This window comes from Flavobacterium amylolyticum, assembly GCF_048284335.1.
Classification (GTDB): Bacteria; Bacteroidota; Bacteroidia; order Flavobacteriales; family Flavobacteriaceae; genus Flavobacterium.
On the sequence record NZ_JBLVPG010000002.1, the window covers coordinates 518,594 to 545,450 of the forward strand.

Annotated in this window: 24 protein-coding genes and 1 tRNA gene; 16 read left to right on the plus strand and 9 right to left on the minus strand. The window is 33.4% G+C overall.

The window, feature by feature from the left end; genetic code table 11:
• Positions 1-1,026 precede the first annotated feature (1,026 nt).
• From tpx to ACNQF9_RS08445, 7 genes are all read left to right on the plus strand, one after another.
• Positions 1,027-1,524, plus strand: coding sequence for a thiol peroxidase (tpx, locus tag ACNQF9_RS08415; RefSeq protein ID WP_417959978.1), 498 nt, complete (start codon positions 1,027-1,029; stop codon positions 1,522-1,524).
• A 10-nt stretch (positions 1,525-1,534) separates the two neighbouring features.
• Positions 1,535-1,909: a diacylglycerol kinase family protein gene (locus ACNQF9_RS08420; RefSeq protein WP_417959977.1), complete on the plus strand. Its 375-nt coding sequence runs from the start codon at positions 1,535-1,537 to the stop codon at positions 1,907-1,909.
• An 18-nt stretch (positions 1,910-1,927) separates the two neighbouring features.
• Positions 1,928-4,381, plus strand: coding sequence for a DNA translocase FtsK (locus ACNQF9_RS08425; protein WP_417990012.1), 2,454 nt, complete (start codon positions 1,928-1,930; stop codon positions 4,379-4,381).
• A gap of 49 nt (positions 4,382-4,430) precedes the next feature.
• Positions 4,431-5,075, plus strand: a complete 645-nt coding sequence (gene lolA1 / locus ACNQF9_RS08430) for an outer membrane lipoprotein periplasmic chaperone LolA1 (protein ID WP_417960404.1) — start codon at positions 4,431-4,433, stop codon at positions 5,073-5,075.
• Positions 5,076-5,083: 8 nt separating this feature from the next.
• Positions 5,084-6,517 carry an LptF/LptG family permease gene (locus ACNQF9_RS08435; RefSeq protein WP_417990013.1) on the plus strand — a complete coding sequence of 478 codons (1,434 nt, stop codon included), beginning with the start codon at positions 5,084-5,086 and terminating at the stop codon, positions 6,515-6,517.
• Positions 6,518-6,525: 8 nt separating this feature from the next.
• Complete coding sequence (ribB, locus tag ACNQF9_RS08440) at positions 6,526-7,659, plus strand: 3,4-dihydroxy-2-butanone-4-phosphate synthase (protein WP_417990014.1); 1,134 nt, start codon at positions 6,526-6,528, stop codon at positions 7,657-7,659.
• Between the two features lie 157 nt (positions 7,660-7,816).
• Positions 7,817-7,901 (plus strand) — tRNA-Ser (locus tag ACNQF9_RS08445).
• Between the two features lie 310 nt (positions 7,902-8,211).
• Here the strand turns inward: ACNQF9_RS08445 and ACNQF9_RS08450 are convergent.
• Together ACNQF9_RS08450 and ACNQF9_RS08455 are read right to left on the minus strand one after the other, a co-directional pair.
• Entirely contained in the window at positions 8,212-8,823 is a 612-nt protein-coding gene (locus ACNQF9_RS08450) for a hypothetical protein (RefSeq protein ID WP_417959973.1), read from the minus strand.
• Between the two features lie 412 nt (positions 8,824-9,235).
• Entirely contained in the window at positions 9,236-9,775 is a 540-nt protein-coding gene (locus ACNQF9_RS08455) for a lipid-binding SYLF domain-containing protein (RefSeq protein ID WP_417959972.1), read from the minus strand.
• A gap of 259 nt (positions 9,776-10,034) precedes the next feature.
• Here ACNQF9_RS08455 and ACNQF9_RS08460 point away from each other — a divergent pair, with 259 nt between their 5' ends.
• Positions 10,035-10,550, plus strand: coding sequence for a GNAT family N-acetyltransferase (locus tag ACNQF9_RS08460; RefSeq protein ID WP_417959971.1), 516 nt, complete (start codon positions 10,035-10,037; stop codon positions 10,548-10,550).
• Positions 10,551-10,662: 112 nt separating this feature from the next.
• Positions 10,663-11,166 (plus strand): SRPBCC family protein, encoded by a 504-nt coding sequence (locus tag ACNQF9_RS08465; RefSeq protein WP_417959970.1) that lies wholly within the window; start codon positions 10,663-10,665, stop codon positions 11,164-11,166.
• Here ACNQF9_RS08465 and ACNQF9_RS08470 read toward each other — a convergent pair.
• Positions 11,163-11,342 carry a hypothetical protein gene (locus ACNQF9_RS08470; RefSeq protein ID WP_417959969.1) on the minus strand — a complete coding sequence of 60 codons (180 nt, stop codon included), beginning with the start codon at positions 11,340-11,342 and terminating at the stop codon, positions 11,163-11,165. The genes ACNQF9_RS08465 and ACNQF9_RS08470 overlap by 4 nt on opposite strands.
• A 120-nt stretch (positions 11,343-11,462) precedes the next feature.
• Here ACNQF9_RS08470 and ACNQF9_RS08475 point away from each other — a divergent pair, with 120 nt between their 5' ends.
• Together ACNQF9_RS08475 and ACNQF9_RS08480 are read left to right on the plus strand one after the other, a co-directional pair.
• A complete protein-coding gene (locus ACNQF9_RS08475) occupies positions 11,463-12,992 on the plus strand; it encodes a S10 family peptidase (RefSeq protein WP_417959968.1) in 1,530 nt (509 codons plus the stop codon).
• Positions 12,993-13,112: 120 nt separating this feature from the next.
• Positions 13,113-14,303, plus strand: coding sequence for a BaiN/RdsA family NAD(P)/FAD-dependent oxidoreductase (locus tag ACNQF9_RS08480; protein ID WP_417990015.1), 1,191 nt, complete (start codon positions 13,113-13,115; stop codon positions 14,301-14,303).
• A 63-nt stretch (positions 14,304-14,366) separates the two neighbouring features.
• Here ACNQF9_RS08480 and ACNQF9_RS08485 read toward each other — a convergent pair whose 3' ends face one another.
• From ACNQF9_RS08485 to ACNQF9_RS08495, 3 genes are all read right to left on the minus strand, one after another.
• Complete coding sequence (locus ACNQF9_RS08485) at positions 14,367-14,750, minus strand: DUF3037 domain-containing protein (RefSeq protein WP_417959966.1); 384 nt, start codon at positions 14,748-14,750, stop codon at positions 14,367-14,369.
• Positions 14,728-15,522: a HipA family kinase gene (locus ACNQF9_RS08490; RefSeq protein ID WP_417959965.1), complete on the minus strand. Its 795-nt coding sequence runs from the start codon at positions 15,520-15,522 to the stop codon at positions 14,728-14,730. Before ACNQF9_RS08490 ends, ACNQF9_RS08485 begins: the two co-directional genes overlap by 23 nt.
• Before the next feature lie 271 nt (positions 15,523-15,793).
• Entirely contained in the window at positions 15,794-16,648 is an 855-nt protein-coding gene (locus ACNQF9_RS08495; protein ID WP_417959964.1) for an NAD(P)H-hydrate dehydratase, read from the minus strand.
• 297 nt (positions 16,649-16,945) lie between these two features.
• Between ACNQF9_RS08495 and gcvT the strand changes: the two genes are divergently transcribed.
• From gcvT to ACNQF9_RS08515, 4 genes are all read left to right on the plus strand, one after another.
• Positions 16,946-18,028, plus strand: coding sequence for a glycine cleavage system aminomethyltransferase GcvT (gene gcvT / locus ACNQF9_RS08500; protein WP_417959963.1), 1,083 nt, complete (start codon positions 16,946-16,948; stop codon positions 18,026-18,028).
• Positions 18,029-18,034: 6 nt separating this feature from the next.
• Positions 18,035-20,077: a S41 family peptidase gene (locus ACNQF9_RS08505; RefSeq protein ID WP_417959962.1), complete on the plus strand. Its 2,043-nt coding sequence runs from the start codon at positions 18,035-18,037 to the stop codon at positions 20,075-20,077.
• A 10-nt stretch (positions 20,078-20,087) separates the two neighbouring features.
• A complete protein-coding gene (locus ACNQF9_RS08510; protein WP_417990016.1) occupies positions 20,088-21,122 on the plus strand; it encodes a hypothetical protein in 1,035 nt (344 codons plus the stop codon).
• 62 nt (positions 21,123-21,184) lie between these two features.
• Positions 21,185-21,898, plus strand: a complete 714-nt coding sequence (locus tag ACNQF9_RS08515; RefSeq protein ID WP_417959960.1) for a YebC/PmpR family DNA-binding transcriptional regulator — start codon at positions 21,185-21,187, stop codon at positions 21,896-21,898.
• 156 nt (positions 21,899-22,054) lie between these two features.
• Here the strand turns inward: ACNQF9_RS08515 and ACNQF9_RS08520 are convergent, their stop codons facing one another.
• Both ACNQF9_RS08520 and ACNQF9_RS08525 read right to left on the minus strand, forming a co-directional pair.
• On the minus strand, positions 22,055-23,095 hold the full coding sequence (locus ACNQF9_RS08520; RefSeq protein WP_417959959.1) for a cysteate synthase: 1,041 nt from the start codon (positions 23,093-23,095) through the stop codon (positions 22,055-22,057).
• A 70-nt stretch (positions 23,096-23,165) separates the two neighbouring features.
• Positions 23,166-25,301, minus strand: a complete 2,136-nt coding sequence (locus ACNQF9_RS08525; protein ID WP_417990017.1) for a S9 family peptidase — start codon at positions 25,299-25,301, stop codon at positions 23,166-23,168.
• 70 nt (positions 25,302-25,371) lie between these two features.
• Here ACNQF9_RS08525 and ACNQF9_RS08530 point away from each other — a divergent pair, with 70 nt between their 5' ends.
• Positions 25,372-25,692: a YbaB/EbfC family nucleoid-associated protein gene (locus tag ACNQF9_RS08530; RefSeq protein ID WP_417959957.1), complete on the plus strand. Its 321-nt coding sequence runs from the start codon at positions 25,372-25,374 to the stop codon at positions 25,690-25,692.
• A 65-nt stretch (positions 25,693-25,757) separates the two neighbouring features.
• On the opposite strand, the gene ACNQF9_RS08535 is transcribed toward ACNQF9_RS08530, so the two are convergent.
• A complete protein-coding gene (locus ACNQF9_RS08535) occupies positions 25,758-26,783 on the minus strand; it encodes a threonine aldolase family protein (RefSeq protein WP_417959956.1) in 1,026 nt (341 codons plus the stop codon).
• Positions 26,784-26,857 lie beyond the last annotated feature (74 nt).

The following is a 26,857-nucleotide window of genomic DNA, read 5'->3' on the forward strand; positions in this document are numbered from 1 at the left end:
TACTAATTTTAAATAACTCTAATTCTAATGTTAAAGATAAATAATCTATATCTCCAAGCTGCACACAGTTATATATTTGATATTTTAAATCTTTAAATAAATCTAGATCTTCAACACTTCCTTTAGTAATATCTATTGATTGAAATACCCAAGAAACAGTATAAATTTCAGGAAGTTTGTACTCATAAAACCAAGAGAATTGTGATGCTCAAAAACCTTTCCTTTATCAGGAACAATTTAAAAATCATCCTTACAAATTTTAATCTTATTATGAGAAGCCATTTTACAGATCTCAAGTGGCAAACAGTAAATTATAAATAGTTTTCAAATTCTATAAATTTTGAATATAAATGTTATCTGATTTTTTAAGTAAAGAGCAACAACTTTTTTCTCTTATTATTACTCTAACTTCGCTCAATTAAATTAGGAATTCCTTCATTATGTAACTGATTAAAAATGAATCTTCACTATTAATAGAGATATTCAGAAGTTAAACTATATCCAACTGTTTCTAAAACAGGTATTTTAGGAGTTCTTCCTGCCCAAATTTCTGTAGTTAAAACAACCGTAAAAAAGCTTATTAGTTCTAAATGTTTAAAATGTTTTTTTGGTAAAACTAACTTAGATATTAGTTAGTTTAACAGTTTCGAGATACTGAATTTCAAAATCTTGATAAAGTAGGATCTATTTATTTTACCTCAAATAATTGCACCCAACTGCTAACACTGAGTATATATGTAAAATTTTAGCAGCTAACTATAGTATTAAATTTGATTCTACCCACAATACACTTCTTTATAAATCAACCATAAACACAATTAAAAGTTACATAGTTTAATTGTAAATAACGTATTATGAAAATTACATTAAAACTGTTTTGCATATCCATTTTTTACTGAAATAAATAAAGTTCAGTAATTTGAATAGGTTTATATTTAAGCCAGAAGGACAAACTTTATACTTTTATTTGAGGACTTATTCTTAAATAATTTTCATACTTTTGAACCTCATAAAAAAACAAACACAATGGCTTCAATAACATTAGGAGGAAATCCAATACACACTTCAGGGGAATTACCAAAGGTAGGTTCTAAAATGATTGATTTTAAATTAATTAAAACGGATCTTTCTGTAGCATCGCTAAATGATTTTGCTGGTAAAAAACTAGTTTTAAATATTTTTCCAAGTATTGATACTGGAACTTGTGCAGCATCAGTTAGAAAGTTTAACGAAAATGCCAGTAATTTGCAAAATACTAATGTACTATGCATTTCAAGAGATTTACCCTTTGCACAAAAACGTTTTTGTGGTGCTGAAGGGCTAGAGAATGTTGTGAATTTATCGGATTTTCAAGGTGGTGATTTTGGTAAAACAAATGGTTTAGAAATGACTGATGGTCCTCTGGCAGGATTGCACTCAAGAGCTATTATTGTTGTTGATGAAAACGGGATCATTATCCATACAGAACAAGTTTCTGAAATTGCTAATGAGCCAAATTATGAAGCTGCATTAGCAGTACTTTAATAATTTCTTGATGGAATTTCAAAAAGACAATACTTTCTTTACCGGTAGATTAAAAAGTGTCTCTTATGCTTTTAAGGGGGCTTTAAAATTAATCACAACTGAACACAGCGTTATGGTTCAATTCTCAATAGGAATTTTTATTTCTATTGCAGGTTTTTATTTTGAGATATCTAAAACAGAATGGCTTTTTCAAACATTAGCTATTGGACTTGTCATGAGTGTTGAAGGTTTAAATACTGCTGTTGAAAAAATAGCCGACTTTATTCATCCTAATTATCATGAAAGAATTGGTTTTATCAAAGACATTGCTGCAGGAGCGGTATTTTTTGCTGCTTTGACGGCAATAGCAATTGGTTTAATCATATATTTACCCTTATTTTTTTAGGTATTATTACAATTAAGAATGGCAAAAATAACAAAAACAGTACCTTCAACTAAAAAAAACGAAACTACTGGAGAGACAAAAACTACAGCAAAAATAACTAAGCAGCACAAAGTTGTTTTTGGTTCTTTGCTGGTGTTGTTTTCCATTGCGTTGTTGTTAGCGTTTGTATCCTTCTATATATACGGACAACAGGATCAAAGTGCAGTTCCGGAATTAACAAATCGGTCTGAAACCGTTCAAAACTGGTTAGGGAAATTCGGCGCTTTCTTAGCTGATTTATTAGTTTATAAAGGCTTTGGAGTTGCCTCATTTATATTTATACGCCTATTTTTCCTTTCTGGAATTTATTTAGTACTTGGTATTCCGTTACATAAATTGAAAAATATTTGGTTTTGGGATCTATTTGTAATTATTATTTTATCCATTTTATTTGGATTTTTTGCTACTTCTGCTCCTGAACTAGGTGGGACAATAGGGTATGAGCTTAATTTATTTTTGCAAGATTACCTAGGAAAACCGGGTACGTTATTGGTTTTATTATTTGGATTAATCATATATGTTATTTTCAAAATTAAACTTTCACCAGAAAATATTCAGTCCTTTTTTGACAATACCAAAAAAGAACTCAAAGCAGTTTCAATCACTAATCCTTTAAAGAATACTGAAAATAATTATAATCTGGAAGAATTTGCTGTTTTAGAAGAAGCAGACGAAGTAGATCAAATCCATTTAAAAACGAATGGCTCTCAATTTGAAATTAATAAAGAGGCTTTAAAACCAACAATTAATAACGCATCTGATATTAATAGAGATCCAGTAGCAAAGACACTTGCAATGGAAATAACACCCGTAGTTGCTCCAGAAACTATTTCAAATACAATTGATACTTTTGTAATTGAAACGGCTCCAGAAGAAGATATTCTTGAAGAAAACTTAGCTTCTAGACTGGTTGCTGATTTTGGATTATTTGATCCAACTTTAGATTTGTCAAATTATAAGTTTCCTACAATTGATTTACTGAAAGAATATTCAACAGGAGGTATTACCATCAATCAGGAAGAATTAGAAGAAAATAAAAATAGAATTGTTGATACATTGCGCAATTACAAAATTGAGATTGCTCAGATAAAAGCTACCGTAGGCCCATCAGTTACCTTATATGAAATTGTGCCAGAAGCCGGAATTCGTATTTCAAAAATCAAAAGTTTAGAGGATGATATAGCCTTATCACTTTCGGCATTAGGAATTCGTATTATTGCTCCAATTCCAGGAAAAGGAACTATAGGAATTGAAGTTCCTAACAAAAATCCAACAATGGTTTCCATGAAAAGTGTAATAGGTTCAGCCAAATTTCAAGAAGCTGAAATGGAACTACCTATAGCGCTGGGAAAAACAATTTCAAATGAAACTTTTGTTGTCGATCTAGCCAAAATGCCACACTTATTGATGGCAGGTGCTACTGGCCAAGGAAAATCAGTTGGTTTGAATGCCGTTTTGACGTCACTTTTATATAAAAAACATCCTGCAGAAGTTAAATTTGTTTTAGTGGATCCAAAAAAGGTAGAGTTAACACTTTTTAATAAAATTGAGAGGCATTATTTAGCTAAACTTCCTGATATGGATGATGCTATTATTACTGATAATGCTAAAGTAGTGAATACATTAAATTCGCTTTGTGTAGAAATGGATAACCGTTATTCTTTACTTAAGGATGCGATGGTTCGTAATATTAAAGAATACAACGATAAATTTAAGGCTAGAAAATTAAATCCAGAAAATGGACACCGATTTTTGCCGTACATAGTTCTGGTTGTAGATGAGTTTGCTGATTTGATAATGACAGCGGGTAAAGAAGTAGAAGTGCCAATTGCGAGATTGGCGCAGTTAGCAAGAGCTATAGGAATTCACTTGATTATAGCCACACAAAGACCTTCTGTAAATGTAATTACAGGATTGATAAAAGCCAATTTTCCAGCCAGAATTGCTTTTAGAGTTACTTCAAAAATTGATTCAAGAACCATCCTTGATACTCAGGGCGCAGATCAGTTGATAGGACGCGGAGATATGCTTTATACAAACGGAAATGATGTTGTGCGGGTGCAGTGCGCCTTTATTGATACTCCCGAAGTAGAAAAAATTACAGAATTTATTGGTTCTCAAAAAGCGTATGCAACTGCTTATTTACTTCCCGAGTTCATTGGAGAGGAAACTGGCATTAATCTTGATATGAATATTTCCGACAGAGATACCTTATTTAAAGAAGCTGCAGAAATTATAGTAAATGCGCAACAAGGGTCGGCCTCCCTATTACAAAGAAAACTGAAGCTCGGGTACAACAGAGCCGGTCGATTGATTGATCAACTAGAAGCTGCTGGTATAGTAGGCCCTTTTGAAGGAAGTAAAGCACGTAGTGTAAACATTTTGGATATGAGTTCTCTTGATCAATTTTTCAACAATGAACAAAATAATTAATACCATGAAATCAAAAAATCAAGCATTTAAAAAAAAGAATTCACAACGAATGGGCAAAACACTCCTTTTAATAACCGCATTATTTCTTTTTAGTTTTTCAATCCAAGCACAAGATAAAAAAGCAAAAGATCTTTTAGATCAAGTTACTGCTAAGGTTAAAAGTTATAATAACATAGCCATTGATTTTAAATATTCTTTGAATAATACTAAAGAAAATATCAATCAAGACAGTAAAGGAAATGTAACAATGAAAGGAAATCAATATGTTTTGAATTTTATGGGAGTTACTAAAATTTTTGATGGAAAAAAAACATATACTATTGTTCCTGAGGATGAAGAAATTACTATTTCTACTGTAAATGAAAAGGATGATAATGCAATTACACCTTCTAAAATGTTAACTTTTTTCAATTCTGGTTATAAATATACTATGGATATTCTACAAAATGTAAAAGGTAGAAAAATTCAATACATTAAATTAATTCCTTTGAACACAAAAGACCAAAGAAAAGAAGTGTTATTGGGAATTGATGTTCAAACAAAACACATTTATAACTTGATAGAAATGGGGAAAAAAGGAACAAAAACTACATTAACGGTTAATTCTTTTAAAACCAATCAACCTTTGTCAAAAAATCAATTTACATTTGCGGGGAGTAAATATCCAAATTACTACATCAACAAATTAGATTAAGGTATTAGGTGAAAATTCTTGACAAATACTTATTAAAAACATTTTTGACTACATTTACTACCGTATTTGTAATCCTATTTTTTATATTTATACTTCAAACAGTTTGGTTATTCATATCCGAATTGGCAGGTAAAGATTTGGATTTATTAATGATTATTAAATTTTTGGCCTTTTCCATGCCAAGAATTGTTCCTTTGGTATTGCCACTTTCGATACTGTTATCCTCCATAATGACTTTTGGTAATTTAGCTGAAAACTATGAATTTGCAGCAATGAAATCTTCTGGAATTTCACTGCAAAGAGCGATGAGAAGCTTAACTGTATTTATAATATTATTAAGTATAGTAGCCTTTTTCTTTTCAAATAACGTCATCCCTTATGCTGAGTACAAGTTTATCAATTTTAGAAAAAATATTGCACAGGTTAAACCTGCTTTGGCCATAACAGAAGGACAATTCAATGATGTTGGGTTTTATAATATTAAAGTCAATAAAAAAAGTGGAACCGAGGGAAACACTCTTACCGGAATTACTATTCATAAAAAATCAAAAATTGGCGATGGAAGTAAAACGGTAATTAAAGCAAAAAATGGAGAGTTAATCAGCAGTGAAGAATCGAGTATCCTACAATTAGTATTAAATAACGGGTATTATTATGAAGATATTGTCCCAAAAAAATATGAAGACCGGAGTAAATTGCCTTTTGCAAAAAGTTCTTTCAAAAAGCAAATTATTAATATTGATTTATCTGAACTCAATAATGTTGACGTAAATGATGAATCTGTTGCTAATACCAATACAATGCTTACCGTTAATGAACTCAATTATACATTAGATTCATTAAATAAAAGTATGAAAACCGATATCATTTCGTTTACAGAAAACAGCAACAGTAGAATTGGATTCCCTGTAAAAAAGATAGTGACTCAAGCCAAGAATAAAAAAACACTTCCAAAAGATATTTTATCATTGTATACCAATGAACAAAAATCAGATATTTTAAAAATTGCAATAAGCAATGTAACCAGTACTTCTTATTCAATTGATACATCTAAAACGGAATTGTTAAATAAGCAAAAAAATATTAATAGACACTTACTTGCTTTCTATGATAAATTTGTAATTGTATTTGCTTGTTTTTTGATGTTTTTCATTGGAGCACCTTTGGGGGCAATTATTCGAAAAGGTGGATTAGGCCTTCCAATTGTTTTTGCAATTTTAATATTCATCACCTTTCACTTTATAAATACCTTTGGAAAAAGAATTGCACAAGAGGATGGAATGACACCATTTATGGGTGCTTGGCTATCGTCCTTTATTTTAACCCCTTTGGCTATTTTATTGACATACCGAGCTACAAACGATATTGGATTAATTAACATGGATGTTATTTTAGCTCCATTCCAAAAAGTAATAAAAAAACTATTCCCATCACAAAACTAATACCCTAAATGGACTTAAATAAAATACAACTCAACACAATTGAAGAAGCAATAGAAGATATACGCCAAGGAAAAATTATTATTGTTGTTGATGATGAAGATCGAGAAAATGAAGGGGATTTTTTAGCCGCTGCTGAGAAAGTGACTCCTGAGATGATTAATTTCATGGCCACACATGGTAGAGGATTAATTTGTGCTCCACTTACAGAGAGTAGATGTAAAGAATTAGGATTACACGTAATGGTGACTAATAATACAGATCCAATGGAGACTGCTTTTACTGTTTCGGTAGATTTAAGAGGTAATGGAGTAACAACAGGAATATCTGCAGCAGATAGAGCAAAAACGGTTTTAGCACTGGTAAGTTCAGAAACAAAACCGCACGATTTAGCCAGACCAGGGCATATCTTTCCTTTAATTGCTAAACAAGGAGGAGTTTTAAGAAGGACTGGACATACTGAGGCAGCAATTGATTTTGCTCGTTTAGCTGGGTTTAAATCAGCAGGGGTAATCGTTGAAATAATGAATGAAGATGGATCAATGGCACGTCTTCCTCAATTAGTAGAAGTAGCAAAAAAATTTAATTTAAAACTAGTTTCCATAGAAGCTTTAGTTGGTTATAGAATGCAACACGACAGTTTAATTGTTAAAAAAGAAGATTCTGATATTGAGACCCGTTTTGGCACTTTTAGACTCCGAGCGTACCAACAAACAACCAATAAGCAAATACACATTGCTTTGACTAAGGGAACATGGAATTTGGGGGAATCTATTTTAACCCGAATCAATTCATCGCAGGTCAATAATGATTTATTAGGTACTTTGACAAACAATGCCGACCAGCAACTTGATGATATGTTCCAAGTGATTAATGAAGAAGGCAGAGGTGCTGTTATTTTTATTAATCAAGACATGCAATCGGTTAATTTACTGAATCGTATAGCTGAACTCAAATTGTTACAAAGTGAAGGTGTAATGAAGGCTCCAAAAATTATCATTGACAGCAAAGATTTTGGTATTGGTGCTCAGATATTACATGATATTGATATCTCAAAAATAAGATTAGTATCCAATACTGAGGGTACAAAACGAGTAGGAATGATTGGATACGGGTTAGAAATAACAGAATATGTAAAGTATTAAATTTATTTTTTTTAAATACTTTATATCTAAAGTAAAGAAAATGAAACCTTTAAAGAGCAACGCTAAAAATAGATGCTTTTTTTATAAAAATAGATTTGAATAACCAAAAAAGGTTCTTATATTTGCACTCGCAATCAGATAATGAAAGCGACATATTGGAGAAATGGCAGAGCGGTCGAATGCGGCAGTCTTGAAAACTGTTGACTGTTACAGGTCCGGGGGTTCGAATCCCTCTTTCTCCGCTGAATTAAAACCCTAACCACTGTTAGTCAGTAAGTTAGGGTTTTTTATTTATTTGAAAACCCACAATTTTCACAAAAAATTATTACTATTTTTATATTAAAAAAGTAATTATAAAAAATCAAGTATAAGTAAAACAAATAGTTATTGATTTTATTTACATTAATAGTCAATTAAAAGAACTGTTTAAAGACAGAAAAGAATACCAATCTATATATTGAATTTCTTAGTCATGGATATGTAAATAAAACTGCAGATTTAGTTTAGCCAAAAAAAATACAATTCATAAATAGTATTTCTCAATTTATAAAACTACGTTGTAGCCGTTTTTACTATCCCTTTAATTACTTCGTCCAGTTGGTTTGAACTTTCCAGAATCATATCACAAATATTACTTGTATTGCTATCCAGTAATGTTTTATCTATAATACTACTAAGCCCAATTATATTGCTCAAAGGTGCTCGAATAAGATGCGATTGCTGAAATATGATTTTTTTAATAATCGCTGATTTTTTTTCATTCTCTTCCTGGACACTTTGAAGTTGTAATTCCTCAGCAACATACTTCGTTATATTATATCCTAGACAAAAAACTCCTACTGGATTTTTTTGTTCATCAAATATTGCTTTATATTCCCATTGAGTATAAATATATCCTCCTTGCCCATCATGTTTTCTAATTGTTGCAGGAAATAACTCGCCAGGATTTTCAAAGCATTTAGTAGAAACTTCCATACAAGTATTCCTATCATCAGGATGCATTGTAATGTAATATGGTTGGCCTACCAGATTATTTTCTATATGTGAAAAATTTTTGGCATAGTACTCATTAACATAAGAGTACGTTCCATCCATACTGGTGGTAATTGCATAAAACAAAACAGATTTATCTAATAATTCCTTAGTTTCTTCAAAATAATCCATAAATTATTTTTTAATGTTTATCAAATATACCTATTTCAAGTAATTAATATCAAACTATTTGTAATTAAAAAGCTACTAAACATAGCGCTAATTATGCTTTATCTCATTTGTAAAAATAATGCAATTAAAAAACGTTATTATTTGTAGCGTAATAGCTAAATTTTAATATATCGCTACATGAAAAAACTATAACGCTTTAGCCTTTCTCGATAAAACTAAAAAAATATAAAATCATATTTGAACTTCAACTAAAACAAACTATAAATAAAGATCTAAAATGCTTATTTTTTATAAATTTCACAAATGAATCCGTCAAATCGAATTATATCAGATAAAACACTCCATAAAATGGTAAGCATTACTCTTGAAAATAACCAAACTCAAACTCCTCAATTTTTACTATAATAAACGACTACAATTTATTAAATTTAAATTTCTGCCCGCCAATCGCAGCCTCATACATAAGCCCACCCTTCTGCATAGTAAACACCATAACGCCATCCGTATATTTTACGTTTGCTGATGCACCTGCAGTTACGGCAACTGCAGAAGCTTGTGCAGAAAACTCGAAGCGACTATTTTTAAAGCGCTCCAAATCGTTTTTTGACTCAAAAAATATCACTTCACGATATGCTTGACCCCCTGCTTGGAATCCTATACTCACTTGTGATAATTTTGCCATACCAACCAGCTTGTTCTGTTCATAAACGACACCATTACCAGCCGCACCCCCAATACCAAATCCTCCCTTACCTACATTGGGAAATATAGCATAGCCATATGCTTTGTCAAAAATTCCTTTCATGAGACCATCACTCTTTACGAACTCTGACTTTGCTATTTGGCTGTCAGCAATAATTTTATTTTTTTTAACAGAAGACTGTCCAAAAACAGGTGCTATATTCAACACACAAGCCATAATTAGTACCCAAATAATATTTAAATTTTTCATCCTAATATGTATTTAATTATTAAATAATTTCTTTACTCAAAGATAAAAAAAAATATTACATAATAATAAAAACTACATGATTATCAATGTTATACGTTTTTTTAATTGATTTATTATGGATAAGAAGATGTATTTTATATTGTGAAATTAATAGTGGTAACAATGGAAAAACACGAATAAGAACAAAAATAAAATCCTTTTTTAATATCCTTTTTTCTACCTTTGAAATAAACAATAACATCCGAATACCCTATTATTCATGATTACAAAAGCTACGCATACAGATGTTTCCTTATTAAATATTTTAATAAACTCAGCCTATCGTGGTGAATCCTCTAAAAAAGGATGGACCACCGAAGCCAATCTGTTAGAAGGAGTTCGAACTACTGAACTAGAACTGACCGAAACTCTTGTTGCCCCTAAAAACACTATCCTAAAATTTACCAAGAATGAACACATTGTAGGTTGTGTACTGTTGATAGAAAAAGAGAATCAATTGTATTTAGGGATGCTTACAGTTTGCCCAGAATTGCAGAATAGTGGCATTGGCAAAAAATTATTAGAACAGGCTGAAATTCATGCTTCAATATTGGGCTTATCTAAAATTGTAATGACTGTCATATCTGTTCGGGAAGAATTAATCGCATGGTACAAACGTAATGGCTATACAGATACCGGGATAAGAGAACCCTTCCCAACAAGCAACGTTCACATTCCTATTACAGAACAACCCTTAGAATTTATTGTATTAGAAAAAAGTATTGGATCGTTTTGAAGAATTTAATTTTGATGAATTTGAAAAAAATAGCTATCTTTAATAGTTTTTTATTTCAAAAATAAAACGAGTACAATTACAATCAATTCAATCAATTTTAAATCAAAATAAAATGGCAGCCAATCCCAAAACACTTGTTGTAAAAGATTTAAAAGAGAAATCAATTCTTGTATCCAGAACATTCACTGCTCCACTTGATAAAGTTTGGCGTGCCTACACTGAAAGTGAGTTATTGGAACAATGGTGGGCGCCGAAACCTTGGAAAGCCGAAACCAAAATAATGAATTTTTCGGTTGGTAATTATTGGCTATACGCTATGGTGGGGCCTGATAATGAAAAACATTGGGGGAGAATGGATTATACAGCTATAACACCACAAATAAGTTTTGAAATTAAAGACAGCTTTTGTGATGAAGACGGAAATATCAACCCTTCCCTACCTGTTTCTTCAGGAACTATTGCTTTTACTAAAACAGAATCTGGTACTTTAGTAGAATTCAAGATGTTTTATTCTAATGAAAAAGAGATTGAAACCATGATTGAAATGGGCTTCGAACAGGGCATTACCGCTTGTTTAGAGCAATTAGAAACGTTATTTCAAGAAAATAAAATCTAACGATTTCCAAAATTTCTATCCGTTTTCGGGTGGTTTGCGTAAGGGATTGCGGCAGCATCCTTTATTTTTTTCTTTAACAAATAAAGATAGAGCCAAAAGCCCGCCCCCAAAGTTCCTGTTAGGGGAATGGAAACGGAAATTTTATGCTTTGGGGTTACGCCCAAATAATATTTCATGATAAGAAAATTACAATTCTGCTTTCTGCTTTTTGTAACTCTGCTAAAAAACAATATATTAGTGCTGTTACAATTGCTTCCAAAAAAAACAGCATTGAAATATATCAAACTAATCTTTTCATGAAAAAAACACTACTATCCTTACTCTTCGTTGGATTTTTTACGGCTTTACATTCCCAGCCACAAAAAACACCTACAACTCCTGTCTCTTCAAAAGAAGAAAATTCAGTTGCAAATCTTATTTTCAATCCAGATTCGCAAGTGGTAACAGAACATACTACAACAATCAAAGGTCAGAAAGTGCCTTACAAAGCCACCACTGGGACGATGCCAGTTTGGGACGAAGACGGAAAAGCAATTGCAGGATTATTTTACACGTATTACGAACGCTCCGATGTAAAAGATCGTGCAGCCCGCCCTTTGGTCATTTCCTTTAATGGTGGTCCGGGTTCGGCTTCGGTATGGATGCAGATTGCTTATACGGGTCCAAGTTTAATAAACATTGATGATGAAGGCTACCCATTACAGCCTTATGGAATCAAAGAAAATCCATATTCGATTTTAGATGTTGCCGATATTGTTTTTGTAAATCCAGTGAATACCGCGTATTCAAGAGCAACGAGCAAAGAAATACCAACTACAAAATTCTTTGGAGTAAATGCCGACATTAAATACCTTGCCGATTGGATTAATGGATTTGTATCCCGAACCAATCGCTGGGCTTCGCCTAAATATTTGATTGGTGAAAGTTATGGTACAACCCGCGTTTCCGGACTAGCACTAGAATTACAAAACAGTGAATGGATGTATCTGAACGGTGTTATTCTGGTATCGCCAACTGAGTTGGGAATCGCTCGCGGAGTTGCTTCGGAAGCGGCACTGAAATTACCTTATTTTGCTGCTACGGCTTGGTATCATAAAATGTTACCTACTGATTTACAGAACAAAGATTTAACAGCCATGTTACCGGAAGTGGAAGACTTTACAATAAATGAATTGCTACCCGCAATGAGCAAAGGAGGCGCATTAGACGATCAAAAAAGAAAAGAAATGGCTGCTAAAATTGCGCGCTATTCCGGACTTTCGGAAAAAGTAGTTTTGCAAAATAATTTAGATGTTCCGTATGATTATTTCTGGAAAGAATTGTTACGCGATCAAGGGTTTACGGTAGGAAGATTAGATTCCCGCTACAAAGGAATTGACCGCAAAGCGGCTGGTGACGGACCTGATTTTAATGCGGAACTTACTTCTTGGCTCCACTCCTTTACTCCTGCCATCAATATGTACTTGCGTAATAATTTAAACTACAAAACCGATTTCAAATACAACATGTTTGGTTCTGTTAGACCTTGGGACGATTCCAATGATAAAACCGGAGAAAATCTGCGTCAAGCCATGGCACAAAATCCATATTTGCATGTAATGGTTCAGTCCGGTTATTATGACGGAGCCTGTGATTATTTTAACTCGAAATACAACATGTGGCAAATGGACCCAAGCGGAAGACTAAAAGACAGAATGTCCTGGAAAGGCTATAGAAGCGGCCACATGATGTACTTAAGAAAAGTAGATTTAGAAACTGCTAACGAAGACATCAGACAATTTATAAAACAATCCTTGCCTAAAGCCGGAGAATCGGCAAAATATTAGGTTCGGTAGTACTTATAAAAAAGGCTGTTCATTTAGGACAGCTTTTTTTTTACAAATACAATAACTAATATAAAAACCCATATCAGGGATAATAGGTAAAACAAAACCTATTTTTGTGGTGTGAAGAAATCAGTTTCAATTATTGGAGGAGGACCAGCAGCACTTTTACTCGCAGCTTTTTTGGATTGTGAGAAATTTACCGTTACCATCTACGAGAAAAACAAAACGCTGGGGAGAAAATTTCTAGTGGCCGGAAAAGGAGGATTTAACCTCACCCATTCAGAACCCATTGCTGAAATGATCGCGCGTTATACACCACCTCATTTTCTGGAAAAAGCACTCCTTGATTTTGATAACAACGATTTTCGAAAGTGGATTGATTCCATCGGTATTGCAACATACATCGGCAGCAGCAAACGCGTGTATCCTGACAGCGATATCAAACCCATAACGGTGTTCAACGCAATACTGAATGTTCTCGAAAAACAAGGGGTTGCTATACAATACCAACATACTTGGAAAAGTTGGACAAGTAACGATGCTATCGTTTTCAATGCAGATACCGAAATAAAATCAGATTACACTATTTTTGCACTAGGCGGTGGGAGCTGGAAAGTAACCGGTTCTGATGGCACTTGGCTTAGCTTATTCGAAAAGCAAAGTATTCCTATCGTTCCTTTTCAATCTTCGAATTGTGCGTATCGTGTGAACTGGCCGGAAGATTTTATTTTGGAACATGAAGGCAGTCCGCTCAAAAATATTGCGATTAGCTGCTTGAATAAAAAGCAAAAAGGCGAAGCGGTTATCACGCGTTTCGGTTTAGAAGGGAATGCGATTTATGCCCTTAGTCCACAAATCAGAGAGGAATTGGAGAGGCAACAAAAGGCAACTGTATTTCTGGATATGAAACCAACGTTGCGGTGTGATGATTTGCTTCAAAAGATCAAAAAATCAACTTTTAAAAAGACGAGCGAAACACTACAAAAAGAAGTTAAATTGAGTCCTGCCCAGATTGGTCTTTTGAAAAAATACCTTTCGAAGAAAACCTACCTAAATCCAGAATTATTAGCCCAAAACATTAAAAAATTAAGTCTCGAAATAACCGGTTCTGCATTATTAAACGACGCAATATCTACCACAGGCGGTGTTCAACTAATTGCCGTGGATGAAAATTTTCAATTGAAAAATAAAAAACACAATTATTGTATTGGCGAAATGCTGGATTGGGATGCGCCCACTGGCGGTTATCTGCTGCAGGCTTGCTTTAGTATGGGCATGCATCTTGCGCGTCACCTAAATACTCTTCCTTAATTATAATTTTTGTAAAAGTATTTTTATTGATCTAACTGACTTATAAACAGTTTTAAAATTTATTTATAATACCATTTCTTCAAATAAGCGTTGTGTGGTTTGCTCCAAATCATCACACAATCCCGGATGCGGTCTTGAGGTTTGAATGGCGGAGCTGCGAAGTGCTGTCAACCAACGAAAACGCGATGGAATATCAAATTCTCCTATTGGCCCACCTGATTTTTCGCCATGCGCCACGTTTTCAAATGCCTGTAAGTTTAGGTGTAATTGTTCTAAATCTAAATCGGCTAAAAAAAGTTGCAGTTTGGCTTCGTTCATCGAATAAAGGACTTTTATGAACTTCGATTTCTTACAAAAGACAATAATGCCCACATTAAGGAATTCTTCGCGTTCTACCCTTGGTACAACCCGGATTACGGCATATTCATATAAGTGCTTCTCTTGCATTTTGTGCTTCGTTTATAAAAATTTCGGAATGGTTTAGACGTATGGATAAAAACTGAAAATAGACTTCTCGAAGTGCTTCAGGAGTTGCATCAATATCTTCCCATTGTAACCAATCCTCAGGTATTAGGTTCACAATATCATGTAATACATCGTTAGTCAATATTTTTTTAAAAATTGCATCTGTCTCCGATAGCATAGAAGCTTGAGGCAATAAAACATGGTCCTTTATTAGTGCGAAAGGACTCTGTGCATGTGTTCGCCAATTGGTCCACGAATGATGAAAATAAAGTGAAGCACCGTGATCAATTAACCATAACTCTTTGTGCCAAATCAGCATGTTCGTATTTCTAAATGTTCGGTCTACATTAGTAATAAAAGCATCTAGCCAAACAATTTTAGAAGCTGATTTTGGGTCAACCACCGTTACAACTGGATCAAAATTAATGGCCCCAGATAAATAATGAAGTGCTAAATTAAGCCCCTGACTGCCTTGAAGTAAATCTTGAATTTCCTCATCGCCTTCTGAACGCCCAAAAGCTTCATCAAGATTTGCAAAAACGAGTTCTGGCATTTTTAGGTTTAAAACACGGGCAATTTCTCCGCCAATTAATTCGGCAATTAAGGCTTTTACACCGTGTCCGGCACCTTTGAATTTCAAAACATATTTAAAATCATCATCGGCTTCAGCGAGCGCAGGCAAGGAACCACCTTCCCGCAAAGGAGTGATGTATCGCGTAACATTTACGGTTCTAAGGTTGAGACTGGTTTTCATAATCTGAATTTGCTTGGACACAAACTTACAACTAAGTGAGATGAATTTAAATACAATTTTAAAGAATAATTACTCTCAGTTTGTTGTTCCAATATAAGAGGAATCACATTCAACTATTTTTATACCCTACTGGATATTATCCGTATCATAAAATAAAATGCCAGTTTAACAATGAATTGAATATCATTAACAATAAAGATATTTGTACTTAATCACAATGAGAAATGGAGCTAGAAAGAGATAGTTAAAAAAGGAGAATTAGAAACAACAGCTACTTTATATTTTCTAAACTCAAAAACGCTTTTCCAATATTCGCGATAACATCTGACGCAATAAAAGACTGATAACCTGTTTCGGGTAGCGCAATATCAGCCGTCAGACCGTGAAGGTAAACTCCAATAATTGCAGCATTAATGGGTTCATACGATTGTGCCAATAAACTGGTAACCATACCCGTTAGAACATCGCCTGTTCCAGCGGTTGCAAGAGCCGGATTTCCTGTTGTATTTTCATAGACAGTATCACAATCAATGATACGAGTGGGCGCACCTTTCATTATGATGATAATATGGTATTGCTTTGAAAAAGAAACTGTTTTGGTCATTTTCTCCTCTTCAGTATTCCATTTTCCTATCAACCGTTCCAGTTCTTTTGGGTGTGGTGTTAAGATTGTTTTAGGCTGTATTAAAGCGAGTAGTTTTTTATTTTTAGAGATACAATTTAATGCATCGGCATCGATCACTAATGGAGACACATTTATTTTTAAAAATTGATACAAGGCGTTTTGAGTTTCAACTGCCTGACCTAAACCGGGACCAATTCCAATGGCTTGTGGAATAATATCAAAAGTAATATCGGAGATTAATTTTTCCTGACTGTCCGTCAAAACCATTACTTCTGGAATAGCTGTTTGAAGAATGTTATATCCACATTTTGGAATAAAAACGGAGACAAGCCCACAACCCGTTTTCAAACAAGCCTTCGAAGACAAACTGATTGCTCCTATTTTTCCATGAGTTCCGCCTATGATTAAAGCGTGTCCCTGAATTCCTTTGTGCGTTTGCTTGTCTGGTCGTTTGTACCGTTTCAGGATTTCGTTTTGGTCGATGTAAATGAAATTCGTCATGGAAATTTGTTTATTTAAAATTACGAATTTAATAGGAAACAAATTCGTTAATGGAACCGAAATTCACTAGCTCTGATAAAGCGACATCCTTTATCTAAAGCTTCCAGACTTAATAAGGCTGTAAGCTTTAGATAAAGATAGAGCGAATAGCAGGAAATAGCTCCTAAAAAAGGCAATAAATCCTAGATCACGAATTGTTCCGAAAACGTTTGAATCTTTAAACTTTGCTTGACTAAGACTTTGTTACCCAAAATAAAATCAATAAATTAGCCACTTCAAATTTTAGACAAAAATATAATGAAAAATACTGCACTTACGCACATACACGAGAGTTTGGGAGCAAAAATGCTTCCGTTTGCCGGATACAACATGCCCATTTTATATGAAGGAGTAAATGCGGAACATGAAACCGTGCGCAATGCCGTGGGTGTTTTTGACGTGTCCCACATGGGCGAATTCTTGCTTGCGGGTCCAAATGCCTTAGCTTTGATTCAGAAAGTGACTTCGAATGATGCTTCAACTTTGACCATTGGCAAAGCACAATATTCTTGTTTACCCAACAATGACGGTGGTATTGTAGATGATTTGATTGTTTATAAAATGAAGGATGATCAGTATTTATTGGTCGTAAATGCTTCAAATATTGAGAAAGATTGGAATTGGATTTCAGCTCATAATGATATGGGCGTGGAGATGAAAAACATCTCCGAAGAGTATTCCTTACTAGCAATTCAAGGCCCTAAAGCGGTTGAAGCGATGCAATCCCTTACATCAAAAGATTTATCTGCTATTCCTTACTACCATTTTGAGGTCGGCGATTTTGCAGGTATCGAAAATGTAATTATTTCGGCAACAGGATATACCGGTTCTGGAGGTTTTGAAATCTATTGTAAAAATTCAGAAGTAGAACAAATATGGAATAAAGTATTTGATGCAGGTGCGGCATTTGGAATTAAACCAATTGGTCTTGCAGCTCGTGATACGTTACGATTAGAAATGGGTTTTTGTTTGTACGGAAATGACATCAACGACACTACTTCTCCTCTTGAAGCGGGTTTAGGATGGATTACTAAGTTCACAAAAGAATTTACCAATTCAGAAAACCTAAAAAAGCAAAAAGAAGTGGGTGTTACTAAAAAATTAGTCGCTTTTGAAATGCAAGAACGTGCAGTGCCAAGACACGATTACGAAATTGTAAATGCAGCTGGAAATACAATTGGAATTGTAACCTCAGGAACTATGTCGCCATCGATGAATATAGGAATTGGTTTAGGTTATGTAACGATTGAAAACAGTGCTTTGGAGAGTGATATCTTTATCAGAATTCGTAAAAATGACGTTCCTGCCAAAGTAGTAAAATTACCTTTTTATAAGAAATAAAAATAAATGAAGAAACTTTTACTCGTCTTTTTATTGACTACATTTTCACTTTTGAGTCAAAATGATGCAAAAACGTGTGAATTGGTTTCTAAAATAAATACGTTACTCCAGCGGGAGCATTATCAACCAAAACCGATAGACGATAGTTTATCGGTTTTTGTATTTGATAGCTTTATGGATGTTTTGGATTCTAATCGAAATTTATTTACCAAAATAGAATATCAAAAACTATGTGAGCACAGACTTCTACTGGATAACTCTATTTTACAAAACAATTGTTCCTTTATGAATGATTTTGTTTCTGTTTATAAATTAGCGCTAACCAGAAAGAAAAAAGTTTTAGAGAAAATTCAAAAAGAATCTTTTGATTATTCTACGAATGACTCTGTAAAATTCTCAAAGAAAAACTTTCCTTTTGATTTAGTGGTAACTGATTTAGAACGCGTTTGGAAAAAGAGAATTCGGTATGATATTCTGGAAGATATTTCAAAGTTAAGCACTAATTTAGATTCATTGACCCAAAATTTTACAGCACTCGAAAAAACAACCAAAGAAAAACTCTTTGATTCTAATTTATGTCAAGTTAACAGCATTTTAGAAACCAAAAATCGAATAGAAGACGATCTTCAAAATAGTTTTCTAAATTTATTTTGCACCTATTTTGACCCACATTCTAATTATTTTTCATTAGCTGCTAAATCGAGCTTCATGTCCGGTTTGTCAACCAGTACACTCTCGTTAGGATTGAATGTTGGTTTTAATGATAAAGAGGAACTTGTAGTACAAGAAATTGTTCCTGGCGGTCCTGCAGCAAAAACAAATAAATTTGACAAAGAAGATCTAATTCTGAAAGTTTCCAATGCCAAAGGAACACAATATACCGTTTCCTGTGCTTCAATTGAAAAAATTGGAGAATTGATTTTTTTAGATTCGAATACTGAGATTGAACTGACCATTCAAAAAAAAAATGGGACAATTTTAAATGTTTTTCTTCGAAAACAATTGATGAAAGCAACTGAAAATGCCGTTTACAGTTATATTGCCGAAAAAGAAACGAAAATTGGTTACATCAACATCCCAAGTTTTTACTCAAATTTTGATGGACATACCGTTCAAGGTTGTGCGGACGACGTTGCAAAAGAAATTGCAAAACTTCAAAAAGAAAATATTAAAGGTTTGGTAATTGATCTTCAAAATAATGGAGGTGGCTCCATTGAAGAAGCGATTAAATTAGCTGGAATGTTTATAGATATTGGTCCGTTATCCGTTTTAGTAGACAGCAAAGACAATCAAACTATCCTAAAAGATTACAATCGAGGTACTGTTTATACTGGACCTATGGTATTATTAATTAATGGCAATTCAGCATCGGCAAGCGAGTTTTTTGCGGCTACTATTCAGGATTACAACCGAGGAATTATCATTGGAAGTTCCTCATTAGGAAAAGCTACGATGCAGTCTATTTTACCTTTGGATGAAAAAAACCAACAAGATTTCGTAAAAGTTACGATTGAAAAATTTTATAGAATTACTGGTAAGAGCCATCAAATAAAGGGGATTATACCGGATATTGTACTCCCAGTTTTATTTGACAGTATCATTAACCGTGAAATCAGCTACAAAACAGCTTTCAAAAATGACGTCATCAGCACCAAAGCCCGATTTAATCCATTGCCTAAAACCCATTTCTCTGAAGTCATTCAATTAAGTACTTCCCGGTTAAAAAACACTTCTCGTTTTAATGAAATAAGTTTGCTTAATAAACAAATAAATGCGCTGTATAACAATCCTAAAAAACCGACTCGATTAGCATTCAAAGATGTATTTGAGGATGTTCACGAAATTGACCCTCTTTGGAAAAAGATTAAAAAAATAGTGGATCGTGAAAGTAATTTTACCCTATCTAATACTTCCTATGATTTAGAAAAATTAAAATTTGATCCTTTCCAGCAAGATCTAAATTCGTATAAAATTAAGAATCTAAAAAACAGTCCTTATTTAGAAGAAGCAATTGCAATACTGACTGATTATAATACTTTAACTAAATAACCCAAAAAATATGAAACCAAACTTTACTGTACTCCTGTTTTTGCTTTCTATAACCATTTGTTCAGCCCAAGAATTTAAAACACCCGTGGATTATTTAAATTTCATAGGCAAAGAAACAGATGTTATTTCAAGAACTACCTGGAAATACACCTCAGCGGTTGCACACAGCAGAAATGCTAGAAAAATTGATGTTACCCGAAAAAACTTGGTGAAAAGCATTCAAAATACGGCTAAAAAAATTGAACTTTTAAAAGATGGATATAAAGGCGATGTGGAATATAAAAATCAATTGCTCGCATATTTATCCATTTCTGAAAAACAAATCAATCAGGAATATGAGAAAATTATAAACATGCAAGAAGTAGCAGAACAATCCTATGATTTTATGGAAGCTTTTATCCTAGCGAGGGATTTAGTCAACAACAAAATCAATGAGGAAGTTAATAAATTGAATGCCAACCAAAAAATATTTGCTAATAAATATGGTATCCAAATTGGCGAAGACAAAAGTGAACTGGGTAAAAAGATGAAAATCTCCAATGAAGTTTTTGAAAACCACACCCAATTATTCCTGATCTTTTTTAAAGTGAATTTTACAGAATCTGTTTTAATGAAAGCCATTACCGATAAAAATTTGAATGCCATACAACAAAACAGCAATGCATTAGACCAATATTCGAGAGAAGGATTGGATAAACTAAAAACATTCCAGGCATACAAAAACGATTTGATATTGGTAAATGCTACTAAAAAAATATTGGAATTCAATAAAAAAGAAGCATTAGAATTTGCTCCCGATGTAGTTTCTTTTATGATGTTGAATCAAAAGTTTCAGGAAAGTAAAAAAACAATGGATAACAAATCCCCAAACGCCAGATCAAAAGAAGAAATTGATACTTTTAATAAGCTGGTAAACGAATTGAACAAAGAAGTTGGTGCCTATAATAAACTCAATACAAAGTTTAATACAGAACGCACCAATCTCATCACTAGCTGGAACACAACAGCTACCAATTTTATTTCAAAACATGTTCCAATTGAATAGTAAAAACATTTGAAAAAATAACTAATAACTGTATTTTTGCAGTTCAAAATAATAAATTAGAAATGGGAAGAGCGTTTGAGTTTAGAAAAGGAAGAAAAATGAAACGTTGGTCTGCAATGGCCAAAGCATTTACCAGAATTGGTAAAGATATTGTAATGGCAGTAAAGGAAGGTGGTCCCAATCCTGATGCCAATTCCAGATTAAGAGCTGTTATTCAAAACTCCAAGGCAGTGAATATGCCAAAAGAGAACGTTGAGCGAGCGATTAAAAAAGCTACTGACAAAGATACAGCGAACTATAAAGAAGTTTTATTTGAAGGATATGCACCTCATGGAATAGCAATTCTTGTAGAAACTGCAACTGACAACAACAATAGAACGGTTGCAAACATTCGTAGTTATTTTAATAAATGCAATGGCACTATGGGAACACAAGGCTCGGTTGAATTCATGTTTGACCATACATGTAATTTTAGAATTCCGGCAAATGGAATTGATCCTGAAGAACTAGAATTAGAACTAATCGATTTTGGTGCTGAAGAAGTTTTTGAAGATGAAGACGGTATTTTAATCTATGCCCCTTTTGGAAGTTTTGGAACCATCCAAAAAGAATTAGAAAATAGAAGTCTAGAAATTCTTTCTTCCGGTTTTGAAAGAATTCCTCAAATAACAAAGAAACTTACAGCAGCACAAGTAGCTGATGTAGAGAAGTTAATTGAAAAAATAGAAGAAGATGACGATGTGATGAATGTATACCATACAATGGAAGAAGCTTAGACTTCTTCCAAAAGAGAAAATAAGAATAAAGACTTCAAAGTGATACTTTGGAGTCTTTTTTTTGCTATTGCTATTTATTAAAACAAAAAAACTCCAAAAAAAATTTGGAGTTTTTGATAAATTTTTAAAGTTTAACAATCTAAGAAATTAAAAGATCTATTTTATGAATTCAATTTTCTGAACCTCTTCTTCGTTAATACTGTCAAAGAAACCTTGTTCGTTCATCCAGTCATCACTGAACACTTTACTCATGTAACGAGAACCGTGGTCTGGAAAAATGGCAATTACATTACTATTTTTATCAAACTCCCCTTCTTCAGCATATTGCCTGATAGCTTGCATAACAGCTCCGGACGTATAACCTACAAAAAGCCCTTCTTTCTTGACAATTTCTCTGGCTGCATGGGCACTTTCTTCATCAGTTACTTTCATGAATTTGTCAATAATATCAAAATCCGTTGCCGATGGAATTAAATTTTTACCTAATCCTTCAATTCGGTAAGGATAAATTTCATCGCTATCGAATTCTCGTGTTTCATGGTATTTTTTTAACACTGAACCAAAAGCATCAACACCTAGAATTTTAATACCTGGATTTTGTTCTTTTAAATACTTCGCTGTTCCTGAAATTGTTCCTCCTGTTCCGCTGCATGCAATCAGGTGGGTAATGTTACCGTTCGTCTGTTTCCAAATTTCCGGACCTGTTGATTTATAATGCGCATCAACATTCAATTGATTAAAATACTGATTGATATAAACCGACCCCTTCGTTTCTTCATGCAACCGTTTAGCAACATTATAATAGGATCGTTCATCATCAGCAGATACGTGTGCGGGACATACATAAACTTTAGCTCCCAAACTGCGTAACATGTCAATTTTATCTTTAGAGGATTTAGAACTAACCGCAAGAATACAGTTATATCCTTTAATTATACTGACCATTGCCAGACTAAAACCCGTATTCCCAGAAGTGGTTTCTATTATGGTATCACCCGGTGCTAAAATACCTCTTTTTTCAGCTTCTTCAATTATATATAATGCGATTCTATCTTTGGAGGAATGTCCTGGATTAAAAGCCTCAACCTTTGCGTAGAAATTTCCTTCTAGGTCTTCAGTGACTTTATTGAGCTTAATAAGTGGAGTATTACCTATTAATTCTAAGACATTATTATAAGCAGTTATTTCTTTTTTCATAAAAAAATAGTTAGTCGCAGCAATTTTTAATTAAACCACGAACGTTGCAAATTTAACAAAAATAATCTAATTAGTTTTTTATTTCTTCTAAATCTAATAAAAAACTATATTCTTTAGCTAGCTCTTTCAGTGCTTCAAACCGTCCTGAAGCGCCACCATGACCAGCATCCATATTAGTATTCAAGTATAAAACAGTATCATTAGTTTTTTTTGTTCTTAACTTTGCAACCCATTTTGCAGGCTCCCAATATTGTACTTGTGAATCATGAAGTCCAGTAGAAACAAACATATTAGGATACCTTTTAGCATCTACATTATCATAAGGGGAGTACGACAACATATAATCATAATATTTTTTCTGGTTTGGATTTCCCCACTCATCATACTCTCCTGTGGTAAGCGGAATAGTATCATCCAGCATTGTAGTAATCACATCGACAAATGGGACTTGAGCAATTACCCCATTGTATAATTCTGGAGCCATATTGACAACCGCTCCCATCAACAACCCACCCGCAGAGCCACCTTCAGCATACAAGTGTTGAGGAGAAGTATATTTTTCTTGAATTAAAAACTTAGAGCAGTCAATAAAATCAGTAAACGTATTTTTCTTTTTTAATAATTTACCGTCTTCATACCATTGTCTTCCCAAATCCTCACCTCCGCGTATGTGTGCTATTGCAAAAACAAAACCTCTATCCAAAATAGACAAGCGGGTAGATGAAAAATAAGCATCCATTGTAACTCCATACGAACCATAGGCATAAAGCAGTAATGGATTTTTTCCATCTTTTTTTAATCCTTTTCTATATACCATCGAAATTGGCACTTTAGTTCCATCAGTAGCTGTAGCCCAAATGCGTTCTTCTATATAATTATTTTTATAAAATTTGCCACCAAGCACTTGTTGCTCCTTCTTGATTTCTTTCTCTTTGGTTTTCATATTAAAATCAATAACTGAAGATGGCGTTGCTAATGATTGGTAACTGTAACGTAAAATGTCCGTTTCGAAATCAACATTTGTTGTAGTATACGCACTATAAGTTTCGCTACCAAAAGGCAAATAGTATTCCTCATCACCATTCCAAGGCATAATCCGAATGTGATTCAATCCATTAGAGCGTTCCTCTACAACTAAAAAATTTCTAAAAATTTCTATATCTTCTAATAAGACTTCTTTTCTGTGTGGAATGACATCTTTCCAATTTTCTTTTGCAGTAGCGCTCTCCGGCGTTTTCATCATCTTGAAATTAGTTGCCTTATCTTTATTGGTCAAGATGTAAAAGGAATCTCCAAAATGGGAAATACTATATTCTAAGCCTCTAACTCTGGGCTGAAAAATTACAAATTCTCCATCCGGAGTGTCTGAATTTAATATCCTGTACTCTGTTGTTAAGGTACTCCCAGATCCAATTACAATATATTTTTTTGATTTCTCTTTACCCACTGAAACATTAAAAGTTTCATCTTTTTCATCAAAAACTAATACATCTTCTGCCGTATCAGTCCCTAATTTATGCTTGAAAACTTTATCTGATCGCAATGTAATTTTATCCTGTCTGGTATAAAATAGCGTCTTATTATCATTGGCCCAAACAGAGCTTCCAGTAGCGTTTTCAATTTTATCCGAAAGGATTTCTCCTGTTTCCAAGTTTTTTATTTGTATTGTATAAATACGTCTGCCAACTGCATCCACACCAAAACTCGCAAATTTATTATCTGGACTCACACTTAAACCACCTAATTGAAAGTAAGAATGGTCTTTTGCCAAGTCATTGCAATTGAATAAAATTTCTTCATTGGCAGAAAGACTTCCTTTTTTTCGAGAATAAATAGGATAATCTTTTCCTGTTTCAAAACGGGTAATATAATAATAGCCATTGTATAAATAAGGAACTGATTGATCGTCTTCCTTAATACGCCCCTTCATTTCTTCATACAGTTCCTTTTGGAAACCTTTAGTATCCGCAGTCATAGTATCGTAGTAGGTATTTTCCTGATTTAAATACTCTATTACTTCCGGATTTTCTCTGTCGTTTAACCAGAAATAATTGTCTATTCTTTTTTCGTTGTGTTTCTCTAAAGTTTTGGGAATGATTTTAGCTATTGGTGTAGGACTATTTTTTGACATTTGTTGTGCTTTGATTTTAGTAATTGATCCTGCAAAAATAATACAAAGACAACTTATCATCAGTTTATTTTTCATGTATATTTTTTTGATTTTGACTATGCAATATAGTAATTTTGTATATTAATTTAATTTAAAAAAATTAGACATGGATTTAATGGGAATGATGGGAAAACTTAGAGAGACCCAACAAAAGATAGAAGAAACAAAAAAACGTTTGGATACCGTTCTTGTAGAAGAACAAAGTAACGACACCTTATTAAAAGTAACGTTAACTGCCAATAGAAAAATTAAGTCAATTACTATAGATGATACTTTATTAGAAGATAAAGATCAATTGGAAGACTATTTAATTTTAGTGTTGAACAAAGCAATTGAAAAAGCAACGGACCTTAATCAAGCTGAACTTGATGCTGTTGCAAAAATGGATATGCCAATGATTCCTGGAATGGATGATTTGTTTAAATAAATCAAGTATAGGGTTTAACGTTTTTGACAATCCTCAACCGTTAAACCCTAAACAAATTTTTTAAACTATAGTACCATTTTTTGCAACGTTTCTAAAACATAGGTATGCATTACCTCTCTGTAATCCAGATGCGTCACTATTCTGAGTTTTCCGTGCCCCATAGAACTAATTGAGATGTTTTTTTGTTTCAATAATTCAATTAAATTCTTTTCGTCATAATGTGGAACTAATGAAAAAATTAAAATATTAGTCTCTACTGGTTCTACTGAAGCTACCCAGTTCACCTTTTTCAATACTTGGGCAATTTCTTTGGCTCTTCTATGATCTTCAGCAAGACGTTCTATATTATTATCCAAAGCATAAATTCCTGCTGCGGCCAAATACCCTACTTGACGCATGCCTCCACCTAATATTTTTCTGATTCGCAATGCCCTGTGAATAGTAGCTTTGTCTGCCAATAACACCGAACCAATTGGCGCCCCTAAACCTTTAGACAAACAAACCGAAATGGTATCAAATAATTTCCCAAAGTCTTTTGGATTTTGATTTTTGGCTACTAATGCATTCCAAATTCGGGCACCATCCAAGTGAAATTTCAAGTTATTTGCATCACAAACCTGCTTTATTTTTTGTAAATCCTCTAATTCATAACAAGCACCACCGCCTTTGTTAGTCGTATTTTCTACACAAACCAAACTTGTTAATGGGCTGTGATAAAACTCCGGATCATTAATTGCTCCAGCCACTTGTGCTGCAGTTATCATTCCGCGATTTCCGTCTAACAAACAACAGGAAACACCACTGTTAAAAGAAACGCCTCCACCTTCGTAATGATATACATGCGCATATTTATCCGCAATTAACTGTTCTCCAGGTTGCGTATGCAATTTTATAGCCGTTTGATTTGCCATTGTTCCCGATGGGAAGAAAAGTCCGGCTTCCATTCCAAACATTGCTGCAACTTTGGCCTCTAGTTCAATAACGGTCGGATCTTGTTTGTATACATCATCTCCAACTTTGGCTTTGAACATATACTGTAACATTTCATTTGAAGGCTTTGTGATTGTATCGCTAATTAAATTTATTTCCATTTTATTTTTTATTTGTGCTATTTTATTTGTGCCAGAAACTAGTTGCAATTTGTCTCTTCGCTAAATTTGTTTAT